The 11,634-nt window shown below is 42.4% G+C and carries 9 protein-coding genes; 3 read left to right on the top strand and 6 right to left on the bottom strand.

The genetic code is table 11. The annotated features are described in order from the left end of the window. Positions 1 to 637: cache domain-containing protein (locus QNK26_RS18270; protein ID WP_319225524.1), on the bottom strand; the 637-nt coding region annotated here is incomplete at its 3' end. 690 nt (positions 638 to 1,327) lie between these two features. Here QNK26_RS18270 and aspA point away from each other — a divergent pair. After that, positions 1,328 to 2,779, top strand: a complete 1,452-nt coding sequence (gene aspA / locus QNK26_RS18265) for an aspartate ammonia-lyase (protein WP_319225523.1) — start codon at positions 1,328 to 1,330, stop codon at positions 2,777 to 2,779. 111 nt (positions 2,780 to 2,890) lie between these two features. On the opposite strand, the gene QNK26_RS18260 is transcribed toward aspA, so the two are convergent. Both QNK26_RS18260 and QNK26_RS18255 read right to left on the bottom strand, forming a co-directional pair. Next, positions 2,891 to 5,986, bottom strand: coding sequence for an efflux RND transporter permease subunit (locus QNK26_RS18260; RefSeq protein WP_319225521.1), 3,096 nt, complete (start codon positions 5,984 to 5,986; stop codon positions 2,891 to 2,893). Next, positions 5,983 to 7,179 carry an efflux RND transporter periplasmic adaptor subunit gene (locus tag QNK26_RS18255; RefSeq protein WP_319225520.1) on the bottom strand — a complete coding sequence of 399 codons (1,197 nt, stop codon included), beginning with the start codon at positions 7,177 to 7,179 and terminating at the stop codon, positions 5,983 to 5,985. The genes QNK26_RS18260 and QNK26_RS18255 overlap by 4 nt, the downstream gene beginning before the upstream one ends. A gap of 192 nt (positions 7,180 to 7,371) precedes the next feature. Here QNK26_RS18255 and QNK26_RS18250 point away from each other — a divergent pair, with 192 nt between their 5' ends. Further along, positions 7,372 to 7,986 carry a TetR/AcrR family transcriptional regulator gene (locus QNK26_RS18250; protein ID WP_319225519.1) on the top strand — a complete coding sequence of 205 codons (615 nt, stop codon included), beginning with the start codon at positions 7,372 to 7,374 and terminating at the stop codon, positions 7,984 to 7,986. Between the two features lie 63 nt (positions 7,987 to 8,049). On the opposite strand, the gene cobA is transcribed toward QNK26_RS18250, so the two are convergent. Together cobA and QNK26_RS18240 are read right to left on the bottom strand one after the other, a co-directional pair. Beyond that, positions 8,050 to 8,853 (bottom strand): uroporphyrinogen-III C-methyltransferase, encoded by an 804-nt coding sequence (gene cobA / locus QNK26_RS18245; protein ID WP_319225517.1) that lies wholly within the window; start codon positions 8,851 to 8,853, stop codon positions 8,050 to 8,052. A 218-nt stretch (positions 8,854 to 9,071) separates the two neighbouring features. Further along, a complete protein-coding gene (locus QNK26_RS18240; protein WP_319225516.1) occupies positions 9,072 to 9,596 on the bottom strand; it encodes an FxsA family protein in 525 nt (174 codons plus the stop codon). Between the two features lie 238 nt (positions 9,597 to 9,834). On the opposite strand from QNK26_RS18240, the gene QNK26_RS18235 reads away from it, so the two are divergent. After that, complete coding sequence (locus tag QNK26_RS18235; protein ID WP_319225514.1) at positions 9,835 to 10,284, top strand: protein-disulfide reductase DsbD domain-containing protein; 450 nt, start codon at positions 9,835 to 9,837, stop codon at positions 10,282 to 10,284. A gap of 75 nt (positions 10,285 to 10,359) precedes the next feature. On the opposite strand, the gene QNK26_RS18230 is transcribed toward QNK26_RS18235, so the two are convergent. Next, entirely contained in the window at positions 10,360 to 11,502 is a 1,143-nt protein-coding gene (locus tag QNK26_RS18230; RefSeq protein WP_319225513.1) for a 3-phenylpropionate MFS transporter, read from the bottom strand. Positions 11,503 to 11,634 lie beyond the last annotated feature (132 nt).

Below are 11,634 nucleotides of genomic sequence, written 5' to 3'. Positions count from 1 at the left end.
TACTAATATATTCGCCAGTAGCGACAACAATATTTAGCGGTTTAAAATAAAATGATACCGATAGTTTATCTTCCACCGTTTGGGTCTCAGGATTAAAAAAAGAATAACGGCTAAAACCGATCTCCTGCCTCTTAGCCGCAGCAACAATATTTTGGGCATAGAAGATACCTTTTTTATCAGTCGCATCATGGCTGTTTTGCCCTATAACCTTAGGATTGTGCCCATGCGCCACATACGCAATGGTATCGGCATCGTAGGCGAAGATATAGCGGCCATTACCCCACTGATAGTTATTAATGAAAGCAAAGATCTTCAACCGAGCTTCTTCTAGCGAAGCACTGGCCTCATACGTCTTATTGATAGCCTGCTTAAACGTCGAGATCTCGGTACGTAATGCTGCTTTTATATTTTCTTCTTTAGAATCTTCATAGAGCCCTGACAGAGATAACGTGATTGTATCAACCTGTCCTAACAGGTTATGTTTAATTGTATCCTCTACCTTGGTGCTGACATTCTGTTTTTCCTGTTCCAGCACGGACTTTTCAATGTTCAACATGCTGATAATAAAGAAGCTGCATACAGCCAATAATGCAACGCACACGGTTGCAATTAACTTAATCTTAATAGTCATTTTCATTAGGGTTTCATTTCTCCAAAAACTAGCGGCATCTCAGTGTAAACATTCGTAAATGACCGTAAATAACTGTAAAGATGAAATTACCATAAAAACAATCTTGGCATAATGCTTTTATTTTAAGCCGCTCACAAACATTGACATAGATCATCACTCACTCACAACCTGCATAATTAACCAACACCAAAAAGCAACCTCAAAGACAAACTTAAAATTAAGTCATTGAAAAATAAACAGTAATAGTATAAATCAATAACTTAAAGCCAGATTCGTGATATTATCATCGACTCTTAAAGCTAAGTTTCCTCATTAACATGTTAATCCTTATGCCTTTTTACCAGTTCACGATTTAATGTTGATCTAACCTCTCATCGCTATACATTATTCCCAGCAATTACAGCTAGAACTGCGGAGTGAATTACGCAGCGAAAAACCTGCTTAACAGCCTATCGATTTAGCGACTTCACCCGTGTTAAATGGATTAACCAACAAATAACCCGTTTAGAGATAAAATGTTCACTAATAATCCACCAAACTTGCTGTTTCTTAAGCCCAATAAAAATATATCTAGTAGCTTTAAAATTTTGTTTAAAAAGGTGATCTAAACCCGTTTTATTAACAAAAATACAACGTATTATCCTCACGTAAATTTGTTTTCCTTCCTACGTTTAGATCATATAGCAGAGTGTACTAATGACAGTATTAGCAACCGATTTTACTCAAGAAACCCGTTTAGAAACTGATTTATTAGGTGTTAAAAAAATACCTGCTCAAGCGTATTACGGTATTCATACATTAAGGGCGATGGAAAATTTCCGCATCAGTAATGAGAAGATCGGTGACTGTCCTGAATTTGTACGTGGCATGGTGAAAACCAAGAAAGCAGCAGCATTAGCCAATGGTATTTTGGGGACGATCCCAGCAGACATCAGCGATGCGATTGTTAACGCTTGTGACATATTGCTGGCTACCGACCACTTCTACAATCAATTTCCGATTGATGCCTTCCAAGGTGGTGCGGGCACGTCAGTAAACATGAATACCAATGAAGTGATCGCGAATATTGCCTTAGAGCAAATGGGACACAGTAAAGGCGCTTATGCTCACATCAATCCCAATGATCATGTTAATAAAAGTCAAAGTACCAACGATGCCTACCCTACAGGCTTTCGTGTTGCCTTATTCGAACGCACCAATGCGGTATTAGCGGCATTAACTTCATTAAGCGAAACCTTCTTAACTAAATCAGAAGAGTTTAATGATGTTTTAAAAATGGGTCGTACCCAATTACAAGACGCAGTGCCAATGACCTTAGGCCAAGAGTTCCGCGCGTTTGGAATTACTCTGCGAGAAGAAATTAAAAGCATTAAACGTTGCCAAGAGTTACTGCTCGAAGTTAACTTAGGCGCGACAGCTATTGGTACCGGTTTAAATACCCCGACCGGTTATTCAAAATTAGCCATTGCGAAACTGGCAGAGATCACCGGTCATGCATTTGTGCCCGCTGAAGATCTCGTTGAAGCGACATCTGACTGTGGTGCTTACGTAATGCTATCGAGTGCATTAAAACGTTTCGCGGTTAAATTATCTAAGATCTGTAATGATCTACGCCTACTGTCTTCAGGCCCACGTACTGGTTTAAACGAAATTAACCTACCCGAAATGCAGGCCGGATCTTCAATCATGCCCGCTAAAGTAAACCCCGTTATTCCAGAAGTAGTGAACCAAGTGGCGTTTAAAGTATGTGGTAACGACATCACCATCACCATGGCTGCAGAAGCCGGTCAATTACAGTTAAACGTAATGGAACCTGTGATTGGTCAGTGCTTATTTGAATCATTAACATTATTAGAAAATGCCTGTTTCTCTCTGCAGAACAAATGCATTAAAGGCATTACCGCTAACCGTAAAGTGTGTCAGGATTTCGTATTAAATTCGATCGGTATTATCACTTACTTAAACCCTTTCATTGGCCATCATGAAGGCGATACTATCGGTAAGATCTGCGCAGAAACAGGTAAGAGCGTACGTGAGGTGGTATTAGAGCGTGGCTTATTATCTGCGGCAGAATTAGACGAAATTTTCTCTATTGAAAACTTAATGAATCCAAAATACACCGCGCAACGTTTCGCTAAAGCGGTTTAACTATTTCATTGTTTAACTATAAATAAGAACAAAAATGTCCGTGGTTATCGCAACCACGGGGATTTTTTATATCGATATCAGTGCTACATCTCTGCAAGACAACAGTGGCGATTATCCTGCCACTATTTCCGTTGCTTCAAAGGCTTTTTGACGACTCATTAAAATAAACATTGCTGGTACGAAGTAAAACGATAATAACGTTGTTAATACCGTGCCACCAGCGATAGCAATGGCAAATGGTGGCCAGAAACCACCACCCGCTAAGATTAACGGTAAAAAACCACCGACTGTGGTGATTGTCGTTGACGAGATATGGCGCGTACAACTGGTAATGGCATTGATAATTGCATCGGTATCGCCAGCGACTGCTTGCGGGTCTGATTTTAATTCGGCTAAAATAACAATCGCCGCATTAATGGCTAACCCCATCAGGCCGAGCAAACCAACTATCACCATAAAACCAAACGGATAATTAAACACATATACACTGAATAACCCTAAACCGACAGATTGGATCGCAGACAATACAATAACTCCCCCCAAGCGGAATGAGTTAAATGACAGCACCACGACAATAATCAGTAACATCATGATCACGCCAACACTGGCTAACAAATTACCCACCGCATCATTACGTTTTGCTGATTCACCACCAAATTCCATCCGGTACCCCGGCGGTAATACAAAATTTTCACGGGCTAAGCGTGCCGAAAATTCACTAAGAACCGTTGATGGTAATACCCCAGCGGCTAAATAGCCTTCCACCGTATTAACCCGTACACCATTCCGATGTGGGATCGCACCACGACTTGGGCTTAAGGCTAGCTCTGTTAATGCCACCAGCGGAATACTGCCTTGAGATTGCGGCGAGCTCAGACTGATGTTGGCTAAATCAGATAAACTACTACGCTGTTCATTAGCAATACGGACACGTACCGGTATCGATTCCGTCGCTTCGATAATCGAGCCATTTACCGTGCCATGCAAGGTTGATTGTAATTGTGTCGCTACATCGGTCAGGGTTAAACCTGCTAATTGACTGACATCTTTGTTAATTTTCAGCCATATTTTGGGTAATCCAGGTTGGATGGTGGCACGCGTATGGATCACGTTATCCGTGCCAATTAAGATCCGTCTTGCTTCATCACCCAAGGTTTTTAAGGTATCGAGATTAGGACCAAACAGGCGTAATTCTATTGGCGCTTTAAAAGGAGGGCCTTGCTCTAACTTACGCACTAATATCTGTGCTTGGGGTATCGCATCATCGAGTAATATTTGTAATGCTGGCACTAACTCATTGATACGTTGAAAACTATCACCCGTCACCATCGCTTGGGCATAATATTGAGCACCGTCTTTATTGGGCATTAAATTATAGTAAAAAGACGGGGCATTATTACCAATAAACCAACGCACTTTACTGATGCCTTGCTGCTGGGCTAACAAATCACTAATGGTGTTGGTCATGGCCTCAGTGGCAACAATGCTGGTTTGCACGGGCATAAATAATTCGATATGAAACATGTCACGATCCGATGTCGGAAAGAACTGTTCATCCAAATGTTTAGCGAGGATAAAACCGCTCAAGGGTAAGATAAACACCAAACCAATGCTCAATTTAGGTCGGGCTAATACCAGTACCAGCGATTGGCGAAAAATGTTGGCTAAACCCGCTAGCTCAATGCCATTATTATACCAAGTCATTGGTCGTGCTGTTTCACCTTGGGCATTACCTGTCAGAAATTGCCCCGATAAACCAGCAACGATAGTATGTGAAACTAAATACGAGCCTATTAACGCAAAGATCACGCTTAACGCAATACCACTGACGAACTCACCCGATGGACCCGGCATCATCACAATCGGCATAAAGGCCAATATCGTGGTTAACGTCGAGCCTAATAGCGGCAGCCATAAATGTTTTATTGCACCTTGAACTGCAACACTGGCACTTAAACCCTGCTGGCGACGCTGCTGGATGGTATCCGCCATCACAATCGCATTATCCACCATGATACCCAATGCCACGACTAATCCCGTTACCGACATTTGGTGGATCGGTAAACCATAATAATTCATCACGGTTAAGGTAAATAATACCGTTAGCGGTAAGGATAAGGTGACGATTAACGCAGCGCGCCAACCTAAAGTCACGAATAGCACCATCGCGATCAGCGAGAAACCAATCAAGATGTTTTCTACCAGACCTTGCAGCCTGTCTTCGGTGTACTGAGATTGGTCAAACAATACTTCGGTGGTTAATGAAGCTGGTAATTGCAGGTTAAAGCCAGCAACTACTCTATCCACTTCCGCACTCCATTTATCAATGCGTAAATTAGGTAACATACGTATTGATACCACCACCGCATATTGACCATCAACAAGCGCAATCTCTTTTGCTGGCCACTGTAATTTTTTACTTATCTGAGCAATATCACCGACCCGTACCACACCACCGTTACTGTCATTAAGTAATGGGATCTGACGGATCCGATCCACAGAGTCGAATGATCCCGCCACTTCAATCTGCATCTGGTTATAATCATTAATGATATTCCCCGCCGATACTTTGGCATCAGCAGCTAAAATAATGTTGGAAATAGCTTGTGTCGATAACGATAGATTCGCCGCTAAATGTTTATCTATTTCTACCAATATTTGTTCTTCACCGCGACCAAATAAACTAACAATATCGGTACCCGCGACCACCTTCAACTGATTTTGTAATTCTTTGCCGTAACGGCCTAACGTGGTTAAATCAACCTCACTGTCACCCTGCCATTTAACGGCAATCAATTGGGTATAGGCATAACCGCGATCATCTTCTAAGCGTGGCGCTATAGCCGCAGGCGGTAATTCGCGAGTAACATCATTAAGCAGATCTCGCACCCGAGACCACACTGGCACAGTATCGGTAATGGTATCGTGTAATTTCAGCTGAACGATGGAAATACCAGGCCGTGATGTAGAGGTAATACGCTTAATATCAGCCAGTTTACGTAACTTCTGTTCGATTTTTTCGGTGACTAAAGCTTCGACGCGTTCAGCACTGGCACCCGGCAATATCGTCAACACGCTCGCGTTCCGATTGATGATCCTTGGATCTTCTGTGCGTGGCAATGTAGCCAGCGAACCAAGACCTGCCACAATGAGTAAAATAATCAGCAATGCCATTAGACGATTATTTTCAGTAAACGCCTTGATCATATTTTATTCTCCAGTGTCGCTGTATCCAGAGGTTTATTGGCGAAGGCTTGCTGATGGCTCAGGGTGACGACCTGCCCTGGCACGAAACGGTGGATCCCCGCATTGACATAAGCTTGATTATTTTTGAGATCGCCTTGTACATAAGCAGCCGTTTCAGTGGCATGCAATACCGTCACGGTAGTACTTTTCAGTTGAAATAATGCTGAGGATTGTTGAGCATCAAGATCGCGCAGGGCGATATCTTGCTCTAGGGTGTAGATATTCCACATACCGCGCACACCATCGGTGATCGCACTTAACGGGACCCAATAGCCCGGTTGCGGGTACTCTTGAGATAAGGAAAGGTAAGCCAATTGGCCGTTATAAACAGGACTATTATCCGCGATTGAAAAACGTAAACTAATTGTACGAGTAACACTGTTGACCTCATTACCCATGCTCAACAATGCCGCATTATAGTTGATACCGGCGATCTCAAGTTGATGATCCTTGCCTCTAAGCTGCTTGATAAAACTGGCTGGGATACCAACGACAACCTCTGACGAGCCCGTTTGTAACAATCGAAAAGCGGTGGTGCCCGCGGCAATTACTTCACCTTGTGCTATTTGGCGGCTGCTAACAATGCCCGCAAACGGCGCTAATAGTTTTGATTTATCAATACGGTACTGGCTTGCTTCTAATGCCGATAAGGTACTGCGAATATTGGCCGCAATAACACGTTTTTTCGACGACAGCTCATCGATTTTTTGCTCTGAGGTAAAACCACGCTCACTCAGCGAACTTAAACGCGTTAAGTTTGCTTGGATCAAATCAAACTCGGCTTGTCCTTGCTGCAACTGTGCTTCCAACTGGTTACGTTCAATTAACAACAACTGGGTATTAAGCTCTGCCAGTAATTGCCCTTTAGTTACTTGCTGACCTTCAATCACATGCAGCGTTTTAATAATGCCCGCAAATTCAAAACCCAAGTTTGCATCTTGCTGAGCAATCACCTTGCCGACAAACTTATTTTCAACCTGATAGCTATCTTGCTGAGTTAATTGCTCACTACTTGCCTGTAGATAATGTGATGCTGTCGGTGTTTCATCTGCAACAACCTTACTACATGCTTGCAATCCGACCACCGTTAGCACTACACTTAACCACTGTGCTGATTTAGCATACGAACCTGTTAGGTAACTCTTTATAATCATAGTGAATATCCCTTTCTTGCGTGCTATCCAACGCAATCCTTTCGTTTCGACCCTTTATAAACTAGACTCACCAGTCTACCTACAAAAACAGTTAAATCAAACTAGACCGTACAGTCCACTTTAATTGTATTAACACATATATAACATTTAATAGCAAGGCTGTATGTTCGAACTACTAGCGGTATAAGTAATATGAAAAAGCCAAGAACAAAGAGTGAAGTAAAGCGTAACCAAATGCTGGATGCGGCAACAGTGCAGTTTACTCAGCATGGCTACGCAGCCACCAGTATGGAATTGATCGCAAAATTAGCAGGGGTTTCTAAACAAACGGTCTACAGTCACTTTGGTAATAAAGATGAGTTATTTATTACTGCGATTAGCTATAAGTGTGAGCAATTGGGCGTAACAGAACTGTTACCCGAGAATTTAGGACCGGTTGAATCAACATTGACGTTATTCGCACAGCGCTTTTTTGCCATGATCACGTCAACAGATTCAATGGCTGTGCACCGAACCTGTGCAGCAGAATGCCTTGCGCATCCGCACTTGTCACGGTTATTTTTTGAAGCGGGTCCGCTGTTTGTTATCGACAAATTAGCCAATTGTTTGGCTGAGTATCATCGCCGCGGTGAGCTGGATATCGAAGACTGCCGTGAAGCGGCAATTCAATTACTGGCGATCATCAAAGGTGAGCAGTGGACACGGTTAGAGTTTAATATTGCAGAGTCGTTATCAGAGCAGGAAATTAATCATTATTTACAACGTTCTGTGCGTCTATTTGTACGTGGCTATCAAAGTTTAGGTTAAATTGATCGGGGTTATAGCAAGATAGTATCTGCATAACCCCTGTCGACTAGCGGCACTATAACGCTATTTAGTGATTTTCAGTGTGGCACTAAACCAGTCAAGTTTACTCGCTAACTGAGTAACACCACCAATAATAATCAGTGACGGACTTTCAGCTTGCGCGGCAAGATCGCCAAGATCCTTTAACGATCCTTGCAAGGTTCGCTGCTGCTTACTGGTGCCTTTTTCTACAATCGCCACCGGCATATCCTTATCCATGCCGTGCTTGATAAGGTTACTGGCAATACCACCACTCTGGGTTAAGCCCATATAAAACACCAATGTATGGGTCGCTTTACCGAGTAACGGCCAATCTAGCTGATGGGCGTCATCTTTTAAATGTCCGGTAATAAACTGCACACCTTGGGTATGATCTCGGTGCGTCAGCGGGATCCCTGCGTATGCAGCACAACCAGATGCAGCAGTAATACCCGGCACCACTTCAAACGGTATGTTAAACGGTAATAATGCTTCTAGCTCTTCACCACCACGACCAAAAATAAACGGATCACCACCTTTAAGCCGGATCACTTGTTTACCTTGCAAGGCGAGCTTAACCAGCAGGTCGTTAATACCACTTTGTGGAACACAATGATTACCCGCTTGCTTACCGACAAAAAAACATTCCGCATCCGGATGGATTAACGCAATGATCTCATCTGACACTAAACGGTCATGTACAACCACCTGCGCTTGTTGCAGTAAGCGCAATGCTTTAACGGTTAATAAATCCGGATCACCAGGACCGGAACCGACCAAAATCACTTTCCCTGTATGACTGATGGCCTGTAGCTCATCTGTTATTGTTGGTACTGCTTGTCCAGTCATTCTATATCCTTAGCTACAACGCCAGCCATCACGGCTAGCAACTATGCGCAATAATTTAGTCGTTACTGCGTATCTTCACATTTCTAATCTCTAATAAATAGCATAGCTGTACGATGCTTACCAATAGCGGAGTAGTATAAGTTATATCCAGCCAAGCAAGATCAAAAAAGGCGTGATCTTTCGATCTCGCCTTTTGCTATGTATTTGTTTATCGACTATTAATTAAGCTTATTGTCATCTTTGTCTATTTCAACAAAGTCACCTTCTATAGCACCGTCATTTTTAGCGCTATGAGACGAGCCCGGCGGTTGTTGAAATGGTGATGAGTGGCTTGATGAGTAGTGAAAGCCTTGGGCATTACCGGTAAACGTCGATTGTGGAATAATACGATCTTTATACTGAGCGATAATTGCTTTGGCTAAACGACCACGAATTTGTGGTGTAAGTACTAATAAACCTAACCCATCAGTCACAAAACCAGGGGTAACCAGTAATACACCACACACAAGTAGCATAATACCTTCAACAATTTCTTGTCCCGGCGCTTCACCCGCGGCTAAACGAGCTTGTAATTTTTGCACCGTTTGCACGCCTTGACTGCGTACTAAATACGATCCCGCCAACGCCGTTAAAATAATAATACCAATAGTCAGTTCTGCACCTAATAACGAGCCTATCGACATCAGGACATACACTTCAATTAATGTCATCGCAGTAAATAGAAAAAATAAACGACCTAACACATTAACCTCTCAAAAATATAGTTGGAGTAGACAGCTTAACAAGGAATAGCCTTGTCACTCACTTATCTAAAATAGTATTTAAAAAATGTTATCCAAAAAATACGCGCAAAACAGTGATGATATAAAGTAACATAAGGGCGTAAACCCAGTTTTCAAGCTCGCGCTGAATAGATAGTCCATAATATTAAGTAGCAGACATAATAACTCAGACAACTAAAACGCAATAAAGTTGGAAAAAATGAACGTGAAATCAACTCTATTATTAGCCAGCAGCCTAGTCTTGCAAACAGCAATACCAGTACATGCTAATAATAATTTTAGCCTATTTGCAAATAAACAACAGAGTACGCCAGCCTTCTTACCTGGCGACGCTGCCTTTGTTTATTCACAACTGCAGCAAGCCGATAATCTCAATGTATTTTGGCAAATTAGCGATGGCTATTATTTATATAAGAATAAACTGCGCGTCACCATTAATGGTAATGAGTATCCAATCCAAGGCTTGCCCGCAAGTAAAGAATACCATGATGAATATTTTGGCGATGTCGAAATTTTTGAGTACCAATTGATGCTATCAGTGCCAGTTTCAGGTTTAGCCCCGGCAAGTGAAGTGACCATCCATTATCAAGGTTGTGCAGTGGCGGGATTGTGTTACCCTCCGATGACACAAACGTTTATGACTCAATAATGTTATTACTAGATAAATAGCTTAAAGCCACAACATCCACATTGTGGCTTGCATTTATATCACCGATATCACCCGTTAAATATGCTTACTGCGGGAAAGTAAAAACACCGGAAGTACCGCTAACGCCATATAAATAAAGATATCAGCTTTGACGAGCGGATAAAACAGTCCCGATACAAAGGTCAACATAGCAATAGCTAAACTAAACGGCAGTGCTGCATAGATCGATTGTGTCGCGACCGCATCTTCTTCGTTTACACATTCGGCCATGTAGCGCATTGATGCCATGTGCGCGACCCCAAATGTTACCCCATGTAATAACTGTGACAACATGATTGGTGCCACATCAACAGCGTAGCCTAATGTGGTCCAACGAAGCACGCTACCAGCCGCAGCAATCACAAACATGGTCGCAATACTGACTTTACCAAAGAAGCGCTTACCAAAAGCCAAGAAGAAGATTTCCCCGACCACACCCATACTCCAAAAATAACCGATATAAGTCTCACTAATACCGATATCTTGCCAGTACACCGCACCAAAACCATAATAAGCCGCATGTGCGCCCTGCAATAGTGAGGTGATCGCTAAAAATGGCCAAAATGCCGGACGCTTTAATATGGTCAAGATACCAGAACTCGGTTTACTGGCTGCTGTTTCACCTTCAGGCATATTTTTGGCTGGCGTGATGGTGAGGAAAAATAAGATCCCTAATCCGACAATAATCGACAGTAAAATAACTTTATGATCAAATTTTTCGACCAAAAATCCGGTTAATGCACTCGACAGCATAAAACCAATCGAGCCCCACAAACGCACTTTGCCATAGTCCATATTATTGTAGCGCACTAACTTCGCGCCAATTGTCTCCCCTAAGGCCATTAAGGGTGAAAAGATAAAATTGGTTAAAATGACTAACAAAAAGATCGCATAAACGTTATCAAGCAGATAAAAACCGCCAAAGGCCACCATCGCAGTAAGGCTTAATCGTTGTACCCGAGTTAATAAGGAAGCGGTAGAGACTAAATTTCGGGTCAATAATAACGCCCCAGCAGAACGCGCTACGAGAGCAAATGCCAGCATACTACCGATCATCTCAGTAGAGATCCCCTCGCCTTTTAGCCACAGCGACCAGAACGGCAGCAGAATACCAAATACGCCAAAGAAAAAAGCATAATAAAATCCCATCCATATTGATGATGGCAGTGCAACGCGCATATTAAATCCCTAAATAGTAAAATATCAGTCCAATAATTGCTCCGTATTCTACGCCCTTGGTGATAGATATACGCTATGTTAATCAAACTATTACTATGATGTAGCGCTAAATTAATAAATATAAAGCGCTAA

This window comes from Moritella sp. (genome assembly GCF_033791185.1).
In the GTDB taxonomy this organism is placed as follows: Bacteria; Pseudomonadota; Gammaproteobacteria; order Enterobacterales; family Moritellaceae; genus Moritella.
This window is presented reverse-complemented; position numbering and strand designations above follow the sequence as displayed.

Excerpts from the sequence above, each read along its gene's own strand:
- QNK26_RS18235 (WP_319225514.1), top strand. The coding sequence starts at position 9,835 with ATGAACGTGAAATCAACTCTATTATTAGCCAGCAGCCTAGTCTTGCAA.
- aspA (WP_319225523.1), top strand. The coding sequence starts at position 1,328 with ATGACAGTATTAGCAACCGATTTTACTCAAGAAACCCGTTTAGAAACT.
- QNK26_RS18255 (WP_319225520.1), bottom strand. The coding sequence starts at position 7,179 with ATGATTATAAAGAGTTACCTAACAGGTTCGTATGCTAAATCAGCACAG.
- QNK26_RS18260 (WP_319225521.1), bottom strand. The coding sequence starts at position 5,986 with ATGATCAAGGCGTTTACTGAAAATAATCGTCTAATGGCATTGCTGATT.
- cobA (WP_319225517.1), bottom strand. The coding sequence starts at position 8,853 with ATGACTGGACAAGCAGTACCAACAATAACAGATGAGCTACAGGCCATC.
- QNK26_RS18230 (WP_319225513.1), bottom strand. The coding sequence starts at position 11,502 with ATGCGCGTTGCACTGCCATCATCAATATGGATGGGATTTTATTATGCT.
- QNK26_RS18250 (WP_319225519.1), top strand. The coding sequence starts at position 7,372 with ATGAAAAAGCCAAGAACAAAGAGTGAAGTAAAGCGTAACCAAATGCTG.